This window comes from Candidatus Viridilinea mediisalina (assembly GCF_002532535.1).
GTDB lineage: Bacteria > Chloroflexota > Chloroflexia > Chloroflexales > Chloroflexaceae > Viridilinea > Viridilinea mediisalina.
The window spans coordinates 1-21,011 of sequence record NZ_NQWI01000086.1 but is presented as its reverse complement, the minus strand read 5'-3'; the positions used below and the strand labels follow the sequence as shown (position 1 = coordinate 21,011).

General features: G+C 56.6%; 18 protein-coding genes. 10 read left to right on the top strand and 8 right to left on the bottom strand.

What is annotated here, in order from left to right:
- Window positions 1-103 precede the first annotated feature (103 nt).
- Entirely contained in the window at window positions 104-2,356 is a 2,253-nt protein-coding gene (locus CJ255_RS15615; protein ID WP_097645026.1) for a clostripain-related cysteine peptidase, read from the bottom strand.
- Window positions 2,357-2,470: 114 nt separating this feature from the next.
- Here CJ255_RS15615 and CJ255_RS24695 point away from each other — a divergent pair, with 114 nt between their 5' ends.
- Complete coding sequence (locus CJ255_RS24695) at window positions 2,471-2,596, top strand: hypothetical protein (RefSeq protein ID WP_281257214.1); 126 nt, start codon at window positions 2,471-2,473, stop codon at window positions 2,594-2,596.
- Window positions 2,597-2,601: 5 nt separating this feature from the next.
- Here the strand turns inward: CJ255_RS24695 and CJ255_RS15610 are convergent, their stop codons facing one another.
- From CJ255_RS15610 to CJ255_RS15600, 3 genes are all read right to left on the bottom strand, one after another.
- Window positions 2,602-5,442, bottom strand: coding sequence for a CHAT domain-containing protein (locus CJ255_RS15610; RefSeq protein ID WP_097645025.1), 2,841 nt, complete (start codon window positions 5,440-5,442; stop codon window positions 2,602-2,604).
- On the bottom strand, window positions 5,439-6,161 hold the full coding sequence (locus CJ255_RS15605) for an anti-sigma factor (protein ID WP_124681967.1): 723 nt from the start codon (window positions 6,159-6,161) through the stop codon (window positions 5,439-5,441). Before CJ255_RS15605 ends, CJ255_RS15610 begins: the two co-directional genes overlap by 4 nt.
- A gap of 81 nt (window positions 6,162-6,242) precedes the next feature.
- On the bottom strand, window positions 6,243-7,067 hold the full coding sequence (locus CJ255_RS15600; protein ID WP_124681966.1) for an RNA polymerase sigma factor: 825 nt from the start codon (window positions 7,065-7,067) through the stop codon (window positions 6,243-6,245).
- A gap of 95 nt (window positions 7,068-7,162) precedes the next feature.
- Between CJ255_RS15600 and CJ255_RS15595 the strand changes: the two genes are divergently transcribed.
- The 4 genes from CJ255_RS15595 (at window position 7,163) to CJ255_RS15580 (ending at window position 10,901) form a co-directional block, all read left to right on the top strand.
- Window positions 7,163-8,212, top strand: a complete 1,050-nt coding sequence (locus CJ255_RS15595; RefSeq protein ID WP_097645022.1) for a zinc-binding dehydrogenase — start codon at window positions 7,163-7,165, stop codon at window positions 8,210-8,212.
- 329 nt (window positions 8,213-8,541) lie between these two features.
- Entirely contained in the window at window positions 8,542-9,483 is a 942-nt protein-coding gene (locus tag CJ255_RS15590) for a Fic family protein (protein WP_217352459.1), read from the top strand.
- 192 nt (window positions 9,484-9,675) lie between these two features.
- Window positions 9,676-10,335, top strand: a complete 660-nt coding sequence (locus CJ255_RS15585; protein ID WP_097645020.1) for a DUF4388 domain-containing protein — start codon at window positions 9,676-9,678, stop codon at window positions 10,333-10,335.
- Window positions 10,336-10,370: 35 nt separating this feature from the next.
- Entirely contained in the window at window positions 10,371-10,901 is a 531-nt protein-coding gene (locus tag CJ255_RS15580; protein WP_097645019.1) for a hypothetical protein, read from the top strand.
- A 91-nt stretch (window positions 10,902-10,992) separates the two neighbouring features.
- On the opposite strand, the gene CJ255_RS24150 is transcribed toward CJ255_RS15580, so the two are convergent.
- Complete coding sequence (locus tag CJ255_RS24150) at window positions 10,993-12,057, bottom strand: CAP domain-containing protein (protein WP_217352458.1); 1,065 nt, start codon at window positions 12,055-12,057, stop codon at window positions 10,993-10,995.
- Between the two features lie 235 nt (window positions 12,058-12,292).
- Window positions 12,293-12,469, bottom strand: a complete 177-nt coding sequence (locus tag CJ255_RS24145) for a hypothetical protein (protein WP_217352457.1) — start codon at window positions 12,467-12,469, stop codon at window positions 12,293-12,295.
- Between the two features lie 294 nt (window positions 12,470-12,763).
- On the opposite strand from CJ255_RS24145, the gene CJ255_RS15570 reads away from it, so the two are divergent.
- From CJ255_RS15570 to CJ255_RS15555, 4 genes are all read left to right on the top strand, one after another.
- Window positions 12,764-13,384, top strand: a complete 621-nt coding sequence (locus CJ255_RS15570; RefSeq protein WP_097645018.1) for a Uma2 family endonuclease — start codon at window positions 12,764-12,766, stop codon at window positions 13,382-13,384.
- Window positions 13,385-13,779: 395 nt separating this feature from the next.
- On the top strand, window positions 13,780-14,646 hold the full coding sequence (locus tag CJ255_RS15565; protein ID WP_097645017.1) for a phage antirepressor N-terminal domain-containing protein: 867 nt from the start codon (window positions 13,780-13,782) through the stop codon (window positions 14,644-14,646).
- Window positions 14,636-14,935 (top strand): helix-turn-helix domain-containing protein, encoded by a 300-nt coding sequence (locus CJ255_RS15560; RefSeq protein WP_217352456.1) that lies wholly within the window; start codon window positions 14,636-14,638, stop codon window positions 14,933-14,935. Before CJ255_RS15565 ends, CJ255_RS15560 begins: the two co-directional genes overlap by 11 nt.
- Window positions 14,936-15,039: 104 nt before the next feature.
- Window positions 15,040-15,306, top strand: coding sequence for a DUF2281 domain-containing protein (locus tag CJ255_RS15555; protein ID WP_097645015.1), 267 nt, complete (start codon window positions 15,040-15,042; stop codon window positions 15,304-15,306).
- A gap of 669 nt (window positions 15,307-15,975) precedes the next feature.
- On the opposite strand, the gene CJ255_RS15550 is transcribed toward CJ255_RS15555, so the two are convergent.
- Together CJ255_RS15550 and CJ255_RS15545 are read right to left on the bottom strand one after the other, a co-directional pair.
- Window positions 15,976-17,574, bottom strand: coding sequence for a PfaD family polyunsaturated fatty acid/polyketide biosynthesis protein (locus CJ255_RS15550; RefSeq protein WP_097645014.1), 1,599 nt, complete (start codon window positions 17,572-17,574; stop codon window positions 15,976-15,978).
- 200 nt (window positions 17,575-17,774) lie between these two features.
- The gene (locus CJ255_RS15545) at window positions 17,775-19,712 is read right to left on the bottom strand and encodes a histidine kinase N-terminal 7TM domain-containing protein (RefSeq protein WP_097645013.1); all 1,938 of its coding nucleotides are present in this window, start codon (window positions 19,710-19,712) and stop codon (window positions 17,775-17,777) included.
- 382 nt (window positions 19,713-20,094) lie between these two features.
- On the opposite strand from CJ255_RS15545, the gene uppS reads away from it, so the two are divergent.
- Window positions 20,095-20,820: a polyprenyl diphosphate synthase gene (gene uppS, locus CJ255_RS15540; RefSeq protein WP_097645012.1), complete on the top strand. Its 726-nt coding sequence runs from the start codon at window positions 20,095-20,097 to the stop codon at window positions 20,818-20,820.
- The last annotated feature ends 191 nt before the right edge of the window (window positions 20,821-21,011 follow it).

The following is a 21,011-nucleotide window of genomic DNA, read 5'->3' as shown; positions in this document are numbered from 1 at the left end:
GGGTTCGGGGAGGGCGAAGCCCTCCCCGAAAACCCCTCCCACGATCCTAGAGGTTCCAGAAACATTATCTGAAAGACTATACAATCTACCATCGCACATGGTATTAGCGCCGTACAAGTGGCAAGTAGACCTCATAGCGGAGCAAGCCAACAGGAGGGCGGCCTGCGGGTGTTGGTTGGATACGAGGCAGGGTCGTAAGGGTGCCAAGCTCGAAATAGTGGCGCAGGTAGTCGTCCCAGCTACCATACTGGGTATACCAGAAGAGACCGTGGCTGATGTAGAGGTTCAATTCGGCACTGTCGCGGTCGGGGGGAAAGTAGATAGCTATGCCGTTGCTACGATCCAAATCCCAGAATTGTGGGCCTATGGCGGTACTAATGCGATCTGACCGAAAACGATTCGTTTCAGGCACAACCGCTGCGGTAATACTTGTCACAAGCGCTTCCGCAGCGTTCCTGACGTCGGCATGGGTCGTTCGGGCTATGAGTTGGCGTGCAAAATCGGCAAGATCCACATACTCATCGGTCGGATCAAGTTGATAGAAGTTGCGCGAGTCGAAAACTTGGGTCGCGGATCGAGCAGCACGCACCGTTGCGCGGCTCTCGTGTTGCAACAAGGCCGTGACCAGTTCATCAAGGGCTTGGCTAACCGCACCGATGCGGCGTAGATCAATCGCTGCAATGGTATATGGATACACCCCAGCGGCGCGTAAGCCAACACTGTACTCTTCGGTCACACGCTGGGCAAGTTGCAGCGGGGTGGTGGTTGCGCGCACGGCATCGGCATAGCGATCAAAGGCAAAGAGCGACCATGCGAGGTTTTGTGAGGCTACCATGTAATCGGCATAGCCGCTAGCGTCTGCTGCCACTTCAAACATGCTCATCAGACATGCATCGAGGTGGAGGACATCAATGGGTTGTGTGCCATCCTTCGTTGCCTGCATCAGCGCTTGGCGCAATTCGCTCACTGTGAGCATCTCGTCGAGATTATTCTCCTCATCCCAAGCGATACCAGTAGTACCACGTCCGTGATCGGCAATGTTGAGGTAGTAGTGGCGGGCTGGGTAGTTCTCCATGGCCCAACTGACAAAATCGCGGAGTGTATCGGGATTGGCCATGTTCAGTTCACCCATGGGCCACTCGATGGTGTTGCCATCAGGACGGACGTAGTAGCGCATTGAGTCGCCTTGGGCTGCGCCATCACGCAGGACAAGAATATTGACACCGGGTTGCCCAGCAACTGCTTCAAGACGGCGGTGTTGTTCGCGGAAGTGGTCAGAGAGATCATTATCGCCTGCGAGGTAGAAGAGCAATGTCCAAGCATCGTCGGCGTCAGGAACCTGACTTGCTCTCGCAGTCCGACCAAGCAGATCAAAGCGTGCCACGAAGGCATCATCGCCACGGTGTTTGTGGGGATAGGCCACGGTTGGCCCGGTTCCTGGCATGTGTTGCGAAGCGGTTAGCCCGGCGATATAGACACTCCCTGCGGCATCTAAGGCGATTGAATGGCCCCATTCATCCCCTTCGCCGCCGAGGAAGGTCCCATAACGCAACCCAGTGCCATCGGGTTGCAGTGCTACGAGGGTTGCATCGCGGACTGCGGTTCGACACGGTGCCCCTGGGGCGCCACAAATGGTATCGGCGGCATCAGCACTCACTGGGAAATCATGTGACTCGGAAGTCCCGACTACATAGGCGGTTCCATCGCTTCCTACAGTGATGTCCCAAGCAAAATCATCATGCTCGCCTCCAATGAAGGTGCTATAGACCCGTGAACTACCGCTGGGGTTGACCTTGACCACATCCGCTGTACGGCTGAGAAAGGATGCGGTCGTATCAGCTTGGCCCACATTCGCTTCAAAATAGAGATCGTTCATGCGCTCATGAAGAGCTATGAGCGAACCCTCTGTATTACAACCCGCCGTAGTCTCAAAACTCAGATCAAGTCGCCCGCCTCCCTGAGGGATACGCTGCTGAATCGTCGTCGTAAAACCACTCACCGTAACCTGGAAGCTCACGCTTTGGCCTGCCTGAAGCCTGAGTGGCGCTTGGCCCAGCGGAATCTCGTAGAAAGGGGCACAACTGGACGGGCTATGCACCAGATTCAGCGCCATGCTCGTACCATTCTCAGCCGTTGCAATGATGGAAGCTTCGATCATAGGCTGGCGGTTGAGGATAACATAGCCGCTAATGGACATGGTACTGGGTGGCAGTGTGCCTGTGCCGGGCCGTGGCAAGACATCGAGGGTACAATCTTCGCCAGATTGGGCCACAGTAGGTTCGGGCATGGCCGTGAGATTGACGAGGAACAGGCAGAGAAGCAGAACGGTGGTAAGACTGCGAATGATACGGAGCATAGAATGACCTCTTACTACTGAGTGCGGCTACGATCCTACACCGTACAACGCTCCAAAACAGCCTATGCCGCCATGATGTGCCGATATGCGGAAGAATACCAATGAGCCTTGAACATGCCGCATGATCAAGCACACGAAAGCCCATTGAGACGCCATGTGTGGCAATCTACAATCTGCAATCTACAATCTGCAATCTACAATCTACAATCTACAATCTACAATCTACAATCTGCAATCTGATGCACTCATCCCACAATTGCGATCCAACCGGCCCAAGCAAAAGGATGGGGCTCATGCACGATAATGCGACGTTGGGCTGTTGCGAGGGCTGCGGCTGCATCTAGTCTGTCTGCTGAGGCACACAATTCTGTAGCCACACCAGCCATGAGCATGGCTGCACACTCATCAGCAATGCGCCACAGGCTTACCACTAAACCAGAAGCGCCAGCAACAAGCAGACCACGAGCCATGCCTAAGAGCCCGCCGCCCCGTGGTGCGCCGCGCCCTGTCTCGCAGGCATTGAGCAGCACGAGTGGCTGGTGGGCTAATGCAAGTTGATAGAGGTTTGCGACGGTAATCCGTGCGTCGGCGAGTTGTAACCATGAGAAGAGGGGGTTTTCTGGTCGAAAGATCGCATGGGTGGCCAGGTGAATAATCTGACTTTGGGCCGTGGCAGCACTGAACTGAGCTTCTGTTGCGTCTGCTTCAAGCAGGAGTGTGGTTGGCCAATGGGCTGCAAAGATGTTCGCCATGTGTTGGGCTTCATGGAGTGCTGCTGGTAGACGCCCTCCATCTGAGTAGCCTATTGTGAGCGCTGTTCCTCCTTGCTTGTGGTGAGCAATGGTTGAGCCGAACGCGACTGGCGCAGTAAGGAACGCCAGGGTGAATCGTTCAACCAAGTACTGTTTGCCATCCCACAACGCCGCAAAGGGTAGGTCGTGCCAAGTCGCTGGCAGGGTGACCATGAGGCGCGTAGAGCCTTCAAGCCCGTGGGCTAAAGGGGCAATGAGGCTATCGTAGAGGCGCTTGCCAATCATGTGGGCATGGTTTAAGCCGAGCGTGCAGTGTAATCCTTTGACCCGTAGATCAATGTGCATCCGCCAAGCTTGGCATGCTCGTTCAATCAGTGCTGCTGACCCCAAAGCGATGCTTGTCGCTGGCTGATGAGCAGTGAGCAGGATGCTATATGCCAGGCCATCCACTGTGTAGTAGTGGAGTAGGGCAGTATCGGGATCGAGCCTGGCCTGGAGCTGTGCGACCCACGCATCTGCGGTGTGAGGGTTGAGCAGGGGGCTGCTCTGCTGTTCATCTGCAGTAGCAGAGCCATATGCCTGTAACTGCATGCGACGCCAGTGATCGGCAATGGTCGCCTCCAATTCAGCCAAACGCTTACTTTGGGTGGAGCTTTGAGGTGCCGCGAGTTCAGTCAGCGGACCAGCCTGCTGATGGTGCCACTGCTCGCGCAGCGCGGTGAGTTCTGGGCTCGATCTGGTTGCCCGGCTGCTGTTTGGCAATGGTGCAGTCGCAGCAAAACTGAGTAACGCTAGTGTGAATTGAGGATTGCTCTGGGTTTGGGCAAGGGCAATAGCTCGTTCATAGATAGCTTGATAGCGTTCCACAAAACCAATGGCCGGCTCATCAAGCATGATTTGCACACGAATGCGTTCGATAATGGCCAAAGCGGTCAAACAGTGATCTAATGCCTGTTCCTGTGCATGCCTCAGCAGCGCGGTCTGACTAAAGAGATCATGCACCTCGATCTCAACCTCATACAGCGCTTCACGTAGAGCCTCTGCGTGGATGGATCGTAGGCGGGCGTCTATGGCTGCAACATTAGGTTGGACGCATTGGAGCTCGATGCGGAGTTGGAGCAGCGCAACCCGTGCTGCAAGTGCGGGGTAGGTACTGAGCAGTGGATGGTTACGCAGGCGTGAGATGTGGCGTTGAGCTAGAGGTATGCGACCATGAGCAACCCCCAACTCTAGGCGGGCGACATCAATCTCCAGCAGGCGTCCGCTGGCAATGGCCCCTTCAGTGGCAAGCATCCGTCGCGCCCGTTTAAGGAGCGCATCAGCACGACTCGCCCGATCCGGGGTAGCGGTTGTACGCAGGCTATGGGCTTGCACTAGCAGTGCTAAGGCAACTTGGGCACGCATCTTAGCCTGCTGGAGCGGTTTAACTGCCGTGTGAGCCAAGCAGAGCGCATCGGTATGCAGATTTAGGTTTTGGTAGACCTGGGCACGAATGAGTTGAATGAACGCCACTTCATGCTCAATGTGTGCTTCAGCAAAGCCAAGTTCAGCGCGATCAAGCCAGTGGAGCGCCTCAGCATAGCGTCCACGTCGGGCAGCGAGGGCACCCAGACTCATGGCAAAGCGGGACAGTTCTTCACGATGGCCAGCAGCAGCCAGTGCGGCTTGTCCCTGATTGATCCGTGCGGCGGCAGCATCAAGCTGATTCAGTCCTTCGAGGGCAATTGCAATATTCAGATCGAGGTGCGCGGCGCGATCATCTGCACCAACATCACGCAAATAGGACTGACCATGCTCCGCAGAGATGAGCGCGGCTGCATAGTCGTGGGTATGGATGTAGAGCGCCGAGCGATTCTGCTCAAGCACACCGCGATAGAGGGTTGCCGCAGCACCAAGCTCAGTGCAGATCGCTTCAGCCCGTGTTGCAACATCCAGCGCATCAACAAAGGCTCCTAACTCCTGAAGTGGCCCGATCTGATTGATCAGCGCTCGCGCCAACCCATCGAGGTCGTGCTGCTGCGAGAAGAGGCGCTCGGCATGGCAAAAATGAGCAAGTGCCGCTTGATACTGGCCACGGGCGTGTTGAGCATTCCCAAGGGCAAGGGCTGCTGTAGCGAGGGCTACTGGGCTATTGATCGTGTCTGCGACCGCCTCTGCGACATGGGCGATCGCGAGTGCCTGGCGTGCATGCTGCAACTTTAGCGCATCTACGCGCATTTTTAGACTCTGAACAAGCTCCGGCGTCAGTTGCTCGGCCACCAAGGCCAACAGATCAGACCAGCCTGCTTGCCCCCAGGCTGCCACGAGTAGATCGGCGAGCTCCTCACGTTTCATGAGATCGTCATGTCAGCAATGATGATAGATAAAGCTGGCAGTTGGATATGCAATTGATACATTCCACTGAGCAGAGCATCAAAATGAAAGTAGCCAAACTCATCAATCTGATCTTCAGATTGCATTTGACCAGCGGAGAAGATACTGACCAATGCGGGCTGTGGGATAGGATCGTCTCCAGAGGCTAGGGTGCCTTGAATCTGCCAATAGGTTCCGCCAGTAATTGGTGATGCTGCAATCACAATCTGAAATGGCGCTGCGTGGTAGAGCAAAAGATGGGTTGGCTGGGCACCTCTTACGGCCAGTGCAGGAACATGAGGGGGATCAGGCATGCGGATGGCTTCGCGCAACTGTCGCCCCATCATGATCAGGCGTTCAGCCAAACTGAGGGTTTCGCGCTCCTGCGAAGCAGCCGTAAGTTCAGCAAGTTCAGCCCGACAATGGGCACAATGATCCAGATGTGTTGCAAGCACTGCTGCTTCGGCTGGTGCGAGCAGGGCTTCTTGGTAGCCTAATAATGCTTCAACCGGAGGACATGCGGCTCGTAAGGTGAGCAATTCTATGTGTACCTGCGTATCGCGCAGGGCAACTGCCGCTTGACGACACGCGGAGCAGTGGGCAAGATGTGCTGCTATCTGGGGTGACGCTTCACCTTCAAGGTAGGCAAGGAGAGCACCCTCAGGCATTTGCGTTGGATCAAGACAGTTCATAACTGACATAGCGGTATTATCCATTGATACACCTGAACATTGGTGTATCATCGTTATTCATTCAACACTCCCTAGCGCATGCTACCGCTATCAATCTTCCTCATGTTCACGCAAATAGCCAAGATCGCGGCGCAGTCGCTTGAGGAGACGCTCTTTGAGCGCACGTACCTCTTCGATGTCAGGGAATTGCTCATGATAGTGAGCAACTATCTCGGCTGGTCGTAGCCCTTCATAGAAGGAGAGTTTGAAAATTTGATATTCTTTAGAATCGGCGTGCTGCTCAAGCCACTTTTGAACCTGCTGGAGCTGTTCGGCATGCATTAATCTCTTCAGAGCAAGCTGATCGGGAGGTTGAAGTTCAGCATGTACCCGTTGCATAGCGGCGAACTTCGCTTGCACAACGGCTTCACGCTGCTGTTTGCGTTGATAGCTCAGCCCAATCGAGATGGCACATTTGCGTAGAAAAGCGAGGAGCGCGGCTACCGAGTGAAAACGTTCAAAGCGTTGACCGCTACAGTAGCGCCAGAACTGAGCCCAGGTTTGATGGGCCAACTCATCTTCTATGCTTGCATCAAGCTCACGCACATGACGCTTGATCCAGAAGATCACTAAGCGCCCAAATTGCTGTTGCACTGCTGTGGCGGCAAAGCTATTCCCAAGTGCCAAGCCGCGCAAAAAGAGTTCGTAGCACCATGCACCCTCAGAGTCGTAATGGGCCTGCTCGTTACGGCAACCTTCAGCCACAGCCTCCAAGTCGTACTGTTGGAACGGGCGTAGCTCCATAGCTACCTCTGTTTCATTCATCGTGCTACGATGTAGCGTATTATACCATTTCAGATTGTAGATTGTAGAACATGGCGTCTCAATGGGCTGTAGCCTTATTGATCCGGCGGCATGTTCAACGGTAATTGGCATTATAATCTATGTTATAGGATGGGCTTGCCCAACCTGAGGGTCACGTCAACCCGTATGGGCCTGCGCCCCAACACCCCCGCCGGGAGGCGGGCCACATGGTTACCAACACAATTCCATTGCCCGCAACCATGCGGGCGCTTGAGGTGCGGGCCTATGATGGTGCCCGCGCATCGCTGGTGCTGGTTGAACGACCACTGCCCCAGCCCGCCGCCGCTGAGGTGCTGATCCGGGTCGTGGCGAGCCCGATCAATCCTTCGGATCTGCTCTTTCTTGAGGATCGCCACGGGGTGCATAAACCGCTGCCTGCCATCCCTGGCTATTTCGGTAGTGGCGTTGTGGTTGCCGCCGGTACGAGTATGCTTGCACGGATGCTCGTGGGTCAACGGGTGACCTTTGGGGCCGATCATCCGCTGAGTGGGGCCTGGGCCGAGTATGCGCTGGTGCAGGCGTTGAGCTGTGCGCCGCTGCTGCCAAGCATTGGGACCGCCCACGCTGCTTTGCTGTTGCTCAATCCGATCACGGCGTGGGGCCTTGTTGATGAGGCGCGTCAGGGGCGGCATCGCGCTATTGTGCAGACGGCTGCCGCGAGTGAGGTGGGGCGCTGGGTGGTGCGCCTCAGCCGGGCCGCTGGTTTGCCGCTGATCTGTGTGGTGCGCCGCGCTGAACATGTGGATCAACTACGGGCTGAAGGGGCCGACTATGTGCTCAACAGTAGTAGCCCCGATTTTGACCAAACTCTCCATAGCTTGTCGCATCGCTTGGGGGCAACCATTGCGTTTGATGCGGTTGGCGGGCACTTGATGGAACGGCTCCTCTTGGCTATGCCCTCAGCTTCACGGCTCTTGCTCTATGGCCTGCTGGAGGAAGGGGCTTATAGCATTCCGCCCGAACGCATGATCTTTGAGCGCCTGCGGGTTGAAGGTTTCTATATGCTCGAATGGATGCAACGGCGCGGCTACCTTCAGACTCTGCGCGGCTTTATGGCAATCCAAAAACTGGCCACCGAGGTGCATCCAAGCGTGCGCGCATGCTTCCCCCTGGAAGAGGCATGGTCAGCCCTCCAGCTCTATCGGCGCGAAATGGGCGCAGGTAAGGTGCTGCTCATGCCTGGCCTGAGGCGTGGGGGCTGCGCCCCAAACGTATGATACCATTTACGATTGTAGATTGCAGATTGCAGATTGCCGAACATGGCGTCCCAATGGGTTTTCGCGTTCTTGATAATGCGGCATGTTCAAGGGTAATTGGTATGACATGAAGCCCCCGGCGGGGGTTTGGGAGCGGCGCAGCCTGCTCCAAAAAAACGCTTTTTGTTGCGTGTTGGCGGCTTCGCCGCCAACACGCAACAAAAAACGGGGTCTGGGGCTACGCCCCAAACTCCCGCCGCCAGGCGAACCTCATGAAAAATAGTATCGGCTTGTGCTACAATAGCACAAGCCGATACTATTTTGCCCCCACTATGAAGCACCAACCACGCATGGATCCCCGTTTAGCCCAGCGCATCGCCGAGAAGCGGGCTGCGCTTGATGCGCGGCGGCCTTTGCCGCCGGGGGTGCTGCGGGTACTGCATGAAGATCTGCAGGTACGCTTAACCTTCCACTCCAATGCGCTTGAGGGCAACACGCTCAACTTGCGCGAGACGCAACTAGTGGTAGCCCACGGGCTCACAATTGGCGGCCATTCGCTCAAGGAACACCTTGAGGCAACAAACCATGCCGCAGCCTATGCCGCGATTGTCCGTTTGGCGGAGGAACCAACGCCGCTGACGGTGGCACAGATGCTCGAACTGCACCACTTGGTGATGGATCGCATGCTCGATGAGGCGGGCCAGTTTCGCCGTGGTGCGGTGAGCATTCGGGGTTCGCAGTTGACCCCGCCGCCTGCGCGGGAGGTGCCGGGCTTGATAGAGCAGTGGTTGGTTTGGCTTGAAAGCGAAGGGCAGCAGTATGAGCCGATCACTAGGCTGGTGCTGGCCCATCACGGTTTTCTGGCGGTACACCCCTTTCTTGACGGCAATGGCCGCACCGCCCGTCTGCTGCTCAACCTGCTGCTGCTGCGTGCGGGCTACCCGCCCGCCCTCTTATTGCAAGAGTGGCGGCTCGGCTACCTAGAGGCGCTGGCTCAGGCCGACCGTGGGCGCTACAATCCTCTGCTCAACCTGATGGGCCGGGCGGTCGAGAGTGGCCTCGATCTCTACCTTGAGGCATGTTCCGCAGCGCCTGATGACGAGTGGGTGCCTCTGAGTCTGCTGGCCAGCGACACACCCTATAGTGCTGCCTATTTAGCCCTGCTGATCCGCAAAGGCCGCCTTGCTGGCAGCAAGCGGGCGGGGCGCTGGTACAGCACTCGTACAGCCCTTGCCCGCTACCAGGCCGAAGTGGCCGCAGGTACGATTCCGCGTGGCCGCCCACCGCGATAGTGCGTTTGGGCCTACGACCCACCCCCATATACGAACATTTTAACTTTTGCAATCATTCTTAATGAAATAAGACCCATTCCCCACCAAAGCCGTCATAAAATAATCATAGACTCGTGGCGCGATACTTGCTAGAGTATTGGTGAGAACTATCAGGGAAGTAGTTCGAACGTTCAAGCACAAAGGGGGGAAGGTATGAGCTTTGCAGCTAAACTCAGTGATATGCCACTGATCGACGCAATCCGAATGTTTCAACGTACCGTGCGGAGTGGCAAGCTCATGCTGTGGGGGGCCTCTGAGCGGGGGGTGATCTGGATGCTGCATGGCCAAGTAGTCCATGCGATTGTCCTGAACCTGAACGACCGGCGCTTGCTGCATACGAGTGAGGCGGCGTTGCGCGATTTGCTTAACTGGAACGAAGGGCATTTTCGTTTTACGCCCGGGGATGCCGATTGCTTCTATCCGGTCAGCATTACCACGCCAACCCTGCAACTCCTCGCGAGCATTGAGCAGACGCACGTAGCGGAGCTGTATGCTGCCTATGCAGGCAATCTCACCCCAGCAACTATGTTGGAACCATTGCCCCAACGGGAGGGCATGAACGAGAAGCTGCACATGAGCGCCATGGAATGGGTTCTGCTGGTACGGGTAGGACAAGAATCCAAGACACTCCAAGAACTTGCGGCGGATCACTCGACCTCGTTTGAGCACATTGCGGCTATGGCGACCACGTTGCTGAAGCATGGCCTTGTACGCATTGTAGGATTGCAGATGCCCAGTGAACATGGGGCGATGGACAATCTTAATGCAGCCATTCGTCGCCGTCTCCAGCAGCAGCCAAAAGGTTTACACTAATGCAAATGAACACATTAGGAGCTTACACACCCGTGATGGCTAATTTTGGCCCGACCGCAGATGTATTTGCGAGTGTCGCCCATATGTTGGCCGAAACCAAGCGCGTTGAGCCGCCGCGCCATCGTGCTTGGGCTATGCCCGCAGAACGTGCGAAGATGCCACTAGGCAGCTACCTGCTGGGGCACGGCTACATCCGCCCTAATGAACTCGTGCAGGCCTTGACCCTGCAACAACAGATGGCATCTGAAGAGCGCTGTATGCTGCTTGGTGACATCATGGTTGCGCGGGGCTTGATTAGCCCCCAGATCTTAGCGACCATGTTGGCAGTCCAACTCATGGATCGCTTGGTTGATCCGACCCCCTTCAAACCTGTGCGCCTCGGTGAGCACTTGGTCGCCCGTCATTTGATCAAACCGCGCCACCTCGCGGGCGTGCTACAACTCCAAGCTTGGCTGCGCACCCAGGGCCAAGCGGTGCTGGTGGGGCAACTCCTCGTCCAGCAAAACCTTGTCCAGCCGCAACATATTGAGGAGATTGTGAGCGTGAGGTCTTCGCTCTCTTCATAGAGGTAGGAAAGGGGCAAGCCCTCACAGGTCTACTAGACCTGTGAGGGCTTGCCCCTTTCGCATGACGTTTTTGCCCCTAATTTGCTGCGTTTCACCGTGGCCGCGCAAAGACTTGCGTCCAATAGGTTACGAATGCAGCGGAATCGTCGTTGGCCTCGGCATAGCCAACCCCAATCTCGGTATAGTTACAATTGAGGATGTTGGCACGGTGGCCGGGGCTACTCATCCAGCCTGCAACGACTTGGGTAGGCGTGAGATAGCCTGCACCGATGTTTTCAGCAACCGCTTGCCATGCGTAGCCCGTCATCGTCACCCGATCCGATAGGCTGGTGCCTTCGGGTGAGAAGTGGCTGAAGTAGTTGCGCCGGGCCATGTCTTCGCTATGGCTCTGGGCCGCTTGGTTGAGCAATGGGTTCATGGTGAGCGTCACAGCGCACCCGTTGGCTTGGCGTGCTTGATTGGTTAAGACTACCACTTCGCTGACAAAGGGGTGTACGTCGTCAGGGTTAGGGCTAGGAGCGCTAGGAGGGCTCGGGTCATGAGGGGGATTTGTCGGGCCGCTGCGAACCTCACGCCCCAACAACCCCAGTAGCACCGTGTTGGCATCGTGCAACTCGAAGCGGCGGCGCTCGAAGTATTGCACGGTCAGGCGCATGCCTTCGATCTCTGTTTGATACGCGCCTGTGATCGGGAAGCCGAAGCGCTCCAGCCCGCCGTTACGCTGCCAATAGGCAGCAAAGGCTCCACACACACGGTGGCCCGTCTCGCCAAAGGCCAAACAGCCCGCATCGGCAGCCTCGCCGGGGCCGAACTGCCAGGGCGTGCCCTGCTGCTCTAGCCGCTCAACCCCGAGCCGCCCGGCGGTCACCTGACCATTGGTCTGGATCTCGAGGCGGTCGCGCTCGAACCACTGCACTTGCAGTGTCTGACCCTCCACGCTCTCGGCGCTCTGCGCGGTAATCGGGAAGCCAAAGACCGCAAGGCCGCCGTTACGCTCCCAATACTGACGGATTGGCCCACTGATACACTGATCAGTCTCGGCAAAACAACGTTGTGCGCTTTGGGCTTGGCTATGCTGTGCAGGCACCAAGCCGACAATCGTCAGCGTGACGAGCAGTGCAACCACGAGGCGAACAAACACGATGGGGTGAGACATAGGTGCAACTCCTTAGAGGCTGTCTGAAAAGTCTATGAACTGGCGTTGGAGTGCCGGCTTCAGCCGGCTAAAGCCGGCACTCCAGCGTGTGCCCACTAGCTTTTCAGACAACTCCTTACGTAGTTACTAGGTCTTTCGCTTTGCTGAGGGAGTCCTTTCTTGACTCTTGCTCCGCATGCTCTATAGTACAACGCTTTGGGCTGTTTGGGTTGTGTCTGATTGGAATTGGTCGCGCCTATGCTATCTCGCGCTGAATGAACGTCTGTGGCTTCAGCCATTGTCCGAGGAAATACCCTGCAATCAGCCCGATTGCGTGGGCAGGCCCTCCGATCATGGCGGTTGGATCGATCATGAGGAGCAAGGCGTTGCCAATAAACAGAGCCAGCGCCCAATGCTTGATGGCGCCCTTCATTCAGCCTGACATGTTGGTTGAAGTTGAACTGCCACCCTACATCCCGCTGGATGCTGGGAGGATGCGTGGGAACCTCGTTCCCGCGTGCCCTCTTCATTCTATTAAGTAATGCAGCAGATCAAACCGGACCACCGGATGAATTCAAACTCAGCCAAAGGGTTGAGTGTTAACTAGGGTGATCGCAAGAGTAGATGGGCAATAGCGCAAAAGGAACGCTGCTGACAGATTACCTACCAGCAGATTATGATAATATCTATGGAGGTATGAGGTAGCACAAGCGAAGGAAAGCTTCCAATGACGCTCGACATGCGGCGTGAAAACCTGCGCGTGAGTTGGGAAAAGGATGGTGAGATTCTGCTTGAGCTTGATCCGATCCAGGGGCATTGGACAGAGGCGCAGTATCTGCTTGTGACCGACCAGACCAACCGTTTGCTCGAATATACCGATGGCTACCTTGAGGTCTTGCCACTGCCAACCGACCAGCATCAGGCGCTGCTTGCGTGGCTCTTTCTTGCGTTCAAGCTCTGCTGCGAACCGCTTGGCGGTAAGGTGCGTTTTGCCCCTTTGCGCCTGCTTGTTTGCGCAGGGCGCTACCGTGAACCAGATATCCTCTTGCTGCGCGACGCGAACGATCCGCGACGCCAGAATCGCTATTGGCTTGGCGCAGATCTGGTGGCTGAAATCGTCAGCGAAGATGATCCCGAACGTGACACGAAGGTGAAGCGCGCAGATTATGCGCTCGCCCAGATTCCTGAGTATTGGATCGTCAATCCGCTGGATCAAACCATTACGGTGCTTCAACTCGACGGTGAGCACTATGTCGAGCATGGCGTCTTTCAGCGCGGCGAGCAGGCAACGTCAGTACTCATGCCTGGTTTTCGGGTGGATGTCAGTGAACTGCTTGATGCTGAGTAGAACCAGAGGTTGACCTGATTATCCTCAACCAGGCTTCGCCCATTCTGGCCTTTCAAGCTGTCAAGAAGGGCCTCCTGATCGCATGTCCCGACCGTCGCGCCTATGCGGGTTTTGTCGTGCAACTAGTCTAGCCTGCATAGCCCGTCAGGACGAGCTAGATGGGGCAAATGGCGCGATTTTGCACGAAGCGTTGCCATACCCCAAGTTATACCATTTACGATTGCAGATTGCAGATTGCCGAACATGGCGTCCCAATGGGCTTTCGCGTTCTTGATAATGCGGCATGTTCAAGGGTAATTGGTATTATGCTATACTCATGGTGCGTGAAACGCACCATGCAGTGTCATATGACTATTCTCGGTGCATGAAACGCACCAAGAACTATGGAGTAGCTGATGTCCCGAGAGCCTTCTGCCCCTGCTCCGTTGCCCCATGAGCAACTGCCAATCCCGCTCTTTGATGGCGTTGTCTTGGCTGTGCGTTCCGGTGACGGTCTGATCTTTCTCGATTTGCGCGACCTCTGTGCTACACTCGGTTTGGATGTAGCTTCGCAGCGCCGACGCATTCAGGCCACGGATACCTTGCGTCTGGCACCATTTCGGGTGTCAGTAGGCGAGAAACAGATGCGAACACGCGATTTTCTGTTGCTTGACGATGTGCCTCTCTGGTTGCTGAGCGTGCAGCAGCGTCGCGTGAACGCAGATGTCCGTGAGCGTTTCAGCTATGTGCAGACCTATCTCGTTGCGGCGGTGCGCCAAGCTTTCGCGCAATTGACTGGGCTTCCCGATGCGCCGAGTAGTACGATTGAAGACCTCAGCGACTTGGATCGAATTGATCAGGCGCTCAGTCAACTGGCTGAGTTGGGGCGTCGGCAAGCGGAGATTGAACAGAGTCAAGAGCGTGCCCGTTCAGCTTATCGTGATCTCCGTTCGCTCTTGAGTCAGCTACGCGAGCGGGTGCAGGAGCTTGAGCATCAAGTGCATGTACGGCTGAGCCCCACGCAACGTGGGACGATCTACCGCATGGTGCAAGCATGGGGTCAGGCTCGGGCCGAACGCACCCCAGATGTAGTACCGGGCATTGCCATTCGCCGCGCCTGGGCCGAGGTCAATGCCCGCTTTGGGGTGAGTACCTACACGGATCTACCGGCGCAACGCTACGACGAAATCGTGCAGTTCGTCCAGGATCGTTACCGCGATCTGACGGGCAAGGAACTGCCTCTTGTCGAGCAGCATGAGTTGGAGGATGGTGATGCAGAATGAAGCCTTAACGCAACGGTTGGGGCGTCGGTTGCGCACAGCCCGTTTTGCCGCCGGGTTAACGGTGCGCGAAGCGGCAGCCCGAGCGGGACTGCCGGGCCATACCCAACTGGTGCGTTACGAAAATGGGAGAGCGCAGCCCCCACTCGAACGACTCGCTGCGCTCGCGTCCGCCTATGGCACCACGCTGTCCGCATTGCTGGCTCTCCATGATGAAGCGGTGGCGTTGATTGCCGTGATCGAACGCGCCGACGAGTCCACGCTTCGACGTTTGCTGGGGGCCTTGGAATAAGGGAAGTTGTAAATCGGACATATTTTTCCACCCGCAGCAGGGGCGGTATGGGGCATAGGTAACTGCCGATTACGAGGGATAAGGTGTGAAGCAAGGATATTTCTATGAGCAATACTAGTCCATCAAATAAATACCCAGTTGCTCCTCATTTAACGGAACTACTACACACACTCCCTCCCGATCTTCAAAGTGAAGTGTGTGATTTTGTGGAGTTTTTGCTAGAGAAGCGTTACCGTCGTGAATTGGAACAGAGAGCGGTTGCTCATGGCTGGCCAACGGATTTCTTTACCACTACGGTTGGCTCGATTAACGCCCCCTCCTTTGTGCGTCAACCACAGGGTATGCCAGAAGAGCGTGAGCCATTGCCATGAGATATGTTCTTGACACAGATACCTGCATCGCATGTTTGCGCAAGCCAGTAGGCCCAGCAGCATGCATGGTGGCTTCACTCAGTCCAAAGGATGTTGTGATTACTGCGGTTACGGTTGCAGAACTTTACCGTGGGGCGTATATGAGCATGCAGACTGCTGAAAATAGTGAGAAAGTGCAGGCTTTTCTTCGCGCAGTTTGCTATTCTTGCCCTTGATCACCCTGCAGCTATCAGAGCAGGGCAACTTGATGCAGATCTGGCTCGCCAAGGCCAACGCATTGGCCCGTATGACACGCTTATTGCAGCAATTACGCTGAATTGCGATGGTACGTTGGTTACGCACAATACGCGGGAATTTAGCCGGATACGTGATTTGCGCATAGTGGATTGGCACAATTGAGCCTAACTGCTCTCGTTGAGACGCTATCTTCAAGGTTTCCCATGAGTAGACTAACGTTAGGGAAGCGGATGTTGTTGATTGCCCCGTTGCTTGTCCACCTTGAGCGAAGGTGCGTAGGAACGTTCCTGTTTGCGCCGTAGGTAGTGCCGACGTTAGTCGGCTTCCCCTCGATGGCAAAGACCTCAGCCGACTAACGTCGGCACTACGATGCCCGCCCATGGACTATTCAGCATGACAGGCTGCTGGGATACGTAACAATTTCTGCTTCTCTTACTGCGGCTTGTAGTACTTCAACTCCCCCGGGAGTTCGATGCCGAGCATCTGGAGTTGCTGGGTGCGGTATTGGTAGGCTGCGCCAACCATGAGTTGACGGGCGACTTCGACGACGCGCCGTTCTTCGGGTTGTTCGAGGTGGCTGCCGCGGACCCAACTGTTGAACGCACCCATGGCCGGGCCGCACCAGATCTGGTAGTCGGTTTCGCGCCCTGGCTCGCCGCTGTTGGCCCAGCGCGAGGAGAGCCCGAGGTACCAGCGGAAGACGAGTGCCATTTTGCGCTTGGGGTTGGCTTCAGCCTGCCGCAGTTGCTCCGGGTCGCGTCCGGCGAAGAAGGCTTCGGTGTCGCCCCAGACTTCGGCAAGCGGGCGGCGGAAGATTTGGCGCTCTAGTTTGCTGCGCTCGGCGGCGGGGATAGCGTCGAGCGAGTCGTAGGCGCGGTAGATTTCGTAGAGCTTCTGGGCCCGTACCGGGAAGAGGGTGCCACGCTTGAGCACCTGGAGCTTGACGCCCATTTCAAACATATCGGCAGCAGGGGCCATCATGACGTCGGCCATCTCGGCGGCGGCGAGTTGCGCCCGTACCCAGGGCGATGAGCCCGATTCGAGGCAGGCTTGGTTCACCGAGCCGGTGACGATGTAGTCGGCACCCATCATGAAGGTGGCGAGGGCTGCTGCGGGGGTGCCGATGCCGCCGCCCGCGCCGACGCGCACCAGGTGCGGGTAGCCATGCTGCACCCGCGCTTCGTCGCGCTGGCTCTGGATGGCGGGCAGCAGGCAGACGAGTGGGCGGTTGTCGGTGTGGCCGCCCGAGTCGGCCTCGACGGTGATGTCGTCGGCCATGGGGACGTGGGCGGCTAGGGCGGCTTGTTCCGCCGTAATCAGCCCGGCGGCTTGTAGTTCGCCCAGGATGCGCGCCGGGGCTGGCCCCAAGAAGGCGGCAGCCACCTCGCCACGCGAGAGCTTCGCAATGACTTTGTTGGTCGCCTCAATCTGCCCGTCGGGGGTGCGGCGCAAACCGGCGACGCGGTAGCGCACAACGTGGCCGGTGAGCGCGAGGAAGGCGGAGGCTTCGATGGTCTGGACGCCCCGTTCGAGGAAGAGTTCGACCGCCCGGCGCTCGAGGGCTTCTTCGTTGGGGCTGTGGATCAGGTTGAAGGCGTAGGGGCCGTTGGGCAGCGCGGCTTGAATCGTGTGGATCGCGCTCTCGATCTGCTGGGGCGGCAAGCCCCCCGCACCAAACGAGCCGAGCAGCTTGGCCTGCCCCAGGGCAATCACCAGTTCTGCCGAAGAGATACCGTTGGCCATTGCGCCCGCGTGGTAGGCATAGGCCACCCCGTGGGCTGCGCGGAACGCCGCACTGCCCAAGCTCTCCGGGCGTAGCGGGGCCACACTCGCCAGCAGCTCATACTCACCCAAGCCGCCACTCAGCACCTGGCCCCCCGTCGTCAGGCCCACCTGGGGGCCGCGCCGGACAACATGGCAGGGCCGATCCAGTGCCAACAACGCCGCCCGCCAACCCGCCGCATCAAGGGCCACCTCGACTGCCGCTCCGCTCCAACTGGTTGTTGGGACGGGGTATGTTTCAGTTGTCACGGAGACTCCTCAAGAAGCTGTCTGAAAAGTCTATGAACTGGCGTTGGAGTGCCGGCTTCAGCCGGCTAAAGCCGGCACTCTAGCGCGTGCCCACGAGCTTTTCAGACAGCTTCTCAGATATTCCTTAGTCATGATTCGCACGCATCATACACTGATTAAGGTGTGGCGGCAACTATCGCCCAAGAGTATTTCCCAAACCACTAATGCCGATCCTGCCCCACCGCGTGGCTCTCGGCTGGGCTGAGTTGCCTATGGCGCGGCAGCTCAACGGTGAAGGTGGAGCCTTGGCCAAAGGTACTTTCTACCAAGATATCGCCGCCCATGAGTTTGCAGAGCCGGTAGCTGATAGCTAGGCCCAGACCACTGCCGCCATACTTGCGGGTTGAGGAGTCGTCCACTTGGACAAAGTCGTGGAAGAGTTTCGCCTGCTGCTCAGGCAGCATGCCGATGCCACTGTCGCTGATCACGAAGCTGATGATGCTCACTTCGTTGGGTAGTTCACCATTGGTGCCATCGAGCACCAATTGTAGCCTGATCTGGCCCCTCTCGGTGAATTTGGTGGCGTTGCCCACAATGTTGAGCAAAATCTGACGCACCCTGGTCATGTCGGCATACATGGTTCCACAATCGGGTGGATACTCCACACTAATTGTGTTGCCATTCCTAACAACCAAGGGCATAATAGTATCAGCAACTTCGTGAAGCAGTTGTGCCAAAGAAAAATGCTCAAGGTGGAGCTGAAACTTCTCGGCTTCAATGCGGGTCAAGTCGAGGATGTCGTTAATCAGGCGTAACAGGTGTTGCCCGGCCCCCCGGATGGCTTTGAGGTCTGGCTCTATGTCGGGGTAGCCCTGCTCTTCAGCCTCAAGCAGTACCATATCGGTATAGCCAATGATCGCCGTCAGGGGCGTACGCAACTCGTGGCTCATGTTGGCGAGGAAGCGGCTCTTGGCGCGGTTGGCGACCTCAGCGGACTCTTTGGCCAGAATGAGGGCCGCTTCGGCCTGTTTGCGCTCGGCTAGTTCCTGCTGCACCGCTTGGTAGAGTTGGGCATTCTCGGCAGCGAGTGCATGTAGCTCTTCGTTCTGGCGACGCAGTTCTGCCGCAGCCTGCTTGCGTTTGGTACTCTCTTGTAAGACGAGAAGGTGCCCCTTTATGTCTGCATTGCGATCGCGGATCGAAGAAATCTGGAGATCGAATGAACGTACACTGGCCTCATGGTGTAGGATGATCTCAGCATCCTTGCTGTCCTCTTGTTGGCATTGGTCAAAGACGTTGGCCGCCTCTGGCAAGGCTTGGTGGAACGGTTGGCCAATCAGGGTCTTGGGTGGATGGACTAAGAGCAGTGCCGCACTTGGATTGAGGTCAACGATCTGTCCTTGCTCATCCAGTACAAGTACACAGTCTTGCATGCTCTGGAAAACGGTGCTGTAGGCAATCGGCACCAGCCCAAAGAGATCAAAGCGGATGATGTCCCATGTGAGGGCCACCCCGCTGATCAGCAACGCAAAGGGGGTCAGATCGAGATGCGGATAGGGGCTCAGGCCGCTCAGATAGATCGCATTGCCGAGCCAAGGGGTTGCAGTGCCAATCAAGAGGCCGCCCGCTTGCCCACGATAGTAGGGCGCGAGGCTCAGCAGGTTGCGGAGCAACAAGATGCTGCCAATTAGCAGGAGGAGGTAGGAATAGGCCGTATGCAGCCAGAAATAGGGCCCTAGCTGCGCCTCGAGGATGAGTACATCCCCGCTACTCACTTGGTAGATTGTGCTGCGAAAGAGACCGTGGAGTGGGTTGCTCCAGGCCATCATGATGGTGATGAGCGGCATGATCAGCAGCAGGGCGAGTATGCGTGGCTGAAGATAGTACTGCATCCCAGTGTAACTCAGCGCAAAGGCCAACCAGCAGACCGGAATCAACACAATCCCAACGTAGGTCATGTTGGCCCAGAAGAGTTGCGCCTCAATGCTGGTGAAGACGAGACTCACCATGTAGGTGAGGGTCCACCAAACCACCGCACCCATTAATAAGCCAAGTGGTTTGGCACCGGGGGCACGCCGTCGCTGCCACAATACGACAATCAGTAGTGAGGCGAGGAGCGCTGTGAGCAGCAACGCAAGAAGATATGGGGGAGCTTGCATGCTAGGGGATGGTTTCAGGCCACGTTACAGTTTGGAGGCATTCAGCGCATCCTGATGCCACAAACCTATTTTCTATTTTCTCGTTTCTGTATCCTTCCCCAGGGGATGGATATTGCTATCATACACACGCCTGCCGCATGTCAGTATATCAACGTAGCTAGCCTGTGTCTGTAGCAACTCTGTAGTGCGTAGGAGTGAGCTTTGGGTGTGATGGATTTTTACTTCATAGCGAAATTTTTTAATAAAAAAATCTACAAATCTTGCGTAATTCCGAGGTAGGGCACTGCAAGTGCCACCTAACCCATACAAAAGTCATATAGAAAAGATGTAGCGTAAGCCGTATGATATACCTTGTGCCAACTGTTTTGTGAGGGATGCCATTGTGGACAACAAGTTGCCCAAGCATCTCGGCCTGATCATGGATGGGAATGGACGTTGGGGCCAGCGGCAGCAACGTTCGCGTCTGTTTGGCCATCAGGTGGGGTTGCAACACATTCTCACTGTATTACCGATCTGTTTTCGTCTGGGTATCCCGATAGTGTCCGGCTATCTCTGGTCGTTGGAAAATTGGCGGCGACCGAGTGCAGAGGTCGCGCATATGCGCCACCTCCTACGCACGTTGGGGCCGCCTTTAATGCGTATGCTGCACGCCCAGCACGTACGGATTGTCCATAGTGGGAACCGTGCGGGCCTGACCCCCAAGGAGTTGGCGATTATTGATGAGGCGGTAACCCTGACCCAGTACAATGGGCCGCATACGTTTAATATTGTCTTTAACTATAGTGGCCGTGAGGAACTGGTGCATGCGGCGCGGCGCATTGCGACCGAGCGGATTGACCCGGCGGAGATTAGTGAGCAGTTGGTCAATGCCATGCTCTCAACCCCCATGCCTGACCTTGATCTAGTCATTCGCACGTCGGGCGAGTGTCGTCTGAGTAACTTTTTGCTCTGGCAGAGTGCCAATGCGGTGCTCTATGTCACCGATACCAGTTGGCCCGACTTTGGTCAGCGCGATCTTGAAGCGGCGTTGCGTTATTACCAAGAGGCACTGTGTATGCCCGCCCATGTGCGGGCCGTGGCTGAGGGGCAAGAGCCCTATTGTGTGTAGCTTGGTGCTGAGTTGTCTCTGAGGCTGTCTGAGAAGTCTATGAACTGGTGTTGGAGTGCCGGCTTCAGCCGGCTAGGGAAGCAGAAATTGTTACGTGTCTCAGCAGCCTGTCATGCTGAGTAGTACATGGTTCACATGCATCGTAGTGCCGACTTTAGTCGGCTTCCCATCGCTTCCAAAGACCTCAGCCG

What these genes read in the sequence shown, in the direction of transcription:
- CJ255_RS15615 (WP_097645026.1), bottom strand. Translation starts at nt 2,356, where the DNA reads ATGCTCCGTATCATTCGCAGTCTTACCACCGTTCTGCTTCTCTGCCTG.
- CJ255_RS24695 (WP_281257214.1), top strand. Translation starts at nt 2,471, where the DNA reads ATGCCGCATGATCAAGCACACGAAAGCCCATTGAGACGCCATGTGTGG.
- CJ255_RS15610 (WP_097645025.1), bottom strand. Translation starts at nt 5,442, where the DNA reads ATGAAACGTGAGGAGCTCGCCGATCTACTCGTGGCAGCCTGGGGGCAA.
- CJ255_RS15605 (WP_124681967.1), bottom strand. Translation starts at nt 6,161, where the DNA reads ATGTCAGTTATGAACTGTCTTGATCCAACGCAAATGCCTGAGGGTGCT.
- CJ255_RS15600 (WP_124681966.1), bottom strand. Translation starts at nt 7,067, where the DNA reads ATGCCAATTACCGTTGAACATGCCGCCGGATCAATAAGGCTACAGCCC.
- CJ255_RS15595 (WP_097645022.1), top strand. Translation starts at nt 7,163, where the DNA reads ATGGTTACCAACACAATTCCATTGCCCGCAACCATGCGGGCGCTTGAG.
- CJ255_RS15590 (WP_217352459.1), top strand. Translation starts at nt 8,542, where the DNA reads ATGGATCCCCGTTTAGCCCAGCGCATCGCCGAGAAGCGGGCTGCGCTT.
- CJ255_RS15585 (WP_097645020.1), top strand. Translation starts at nt 9,676, where the DNA reads ATGAGCTTTGCAGCTAAACTCAGTGATATGCCACTGATCGACGCAATC.
- CJ255_RS15580 (WP_097645019.1), top strand. Translation starts at nt 10,371, where the DNA reads ATGGCTAATTTTGGCCCGACCGCAGATGTATTTGCGAGTGTCGCCCAT.
- CJ255_RS24150 (WP_217352458.1), bottom strand. Translation starts at nt 12,057, where the DNA reads ATGTCTCACCCCATCGTGTTTGTTCGCCTCGTGGTTGCACTGCTCGTC.
- CJ255_RS24145 (WP_217352457.1), bottom strand. Translation starts at nt 12,469, where the DNA reads ATGAAGGGCGCCATCAAGCATTGGGCGCTGGCTCTGTTTATTGGCAAC.
- CJ255_RS15570 (WP_097645018.1), top strand. Translation starts at nt 12,764, where the DNA reads ATGACGCTCGACATGCGGCGTGAAAACCTGCGCGTGAGTTGGGAAAAG.
- CJ255_RS15565 (WP_097645017.1), top strand. Translation starts at nt 13,780, where the DNA reads ATGTCCCGAGAGCCTTCTGCCCCTGCTCCGTTGCCCCATGAGCAACTG.
- CJ255_RS15560 (WP_217352456.1), top strand. Translation starts at nt 14,636, where the DNA reads ATGCAGAATGAAGCCTTAACGCAACGGTTGGGGCGTCGGTTGCGCACA.
- CJ255_RS15555 (WP_097645015.1), top strand. Translation starts at nt 15,040, where the DNA reads ATGAGCAATACTAGTCCATCAAATAAATACCCAGTTGCTCCTCATTTA.
- CJ255_RS15545 (WP_097645013.1), bottom strand. Translation starts at nt 19,712, where the DNA reads ATGCAAGCTCCCCCATATCTTCTTGCGTTGCTGCTCACAGCGCTCCTC.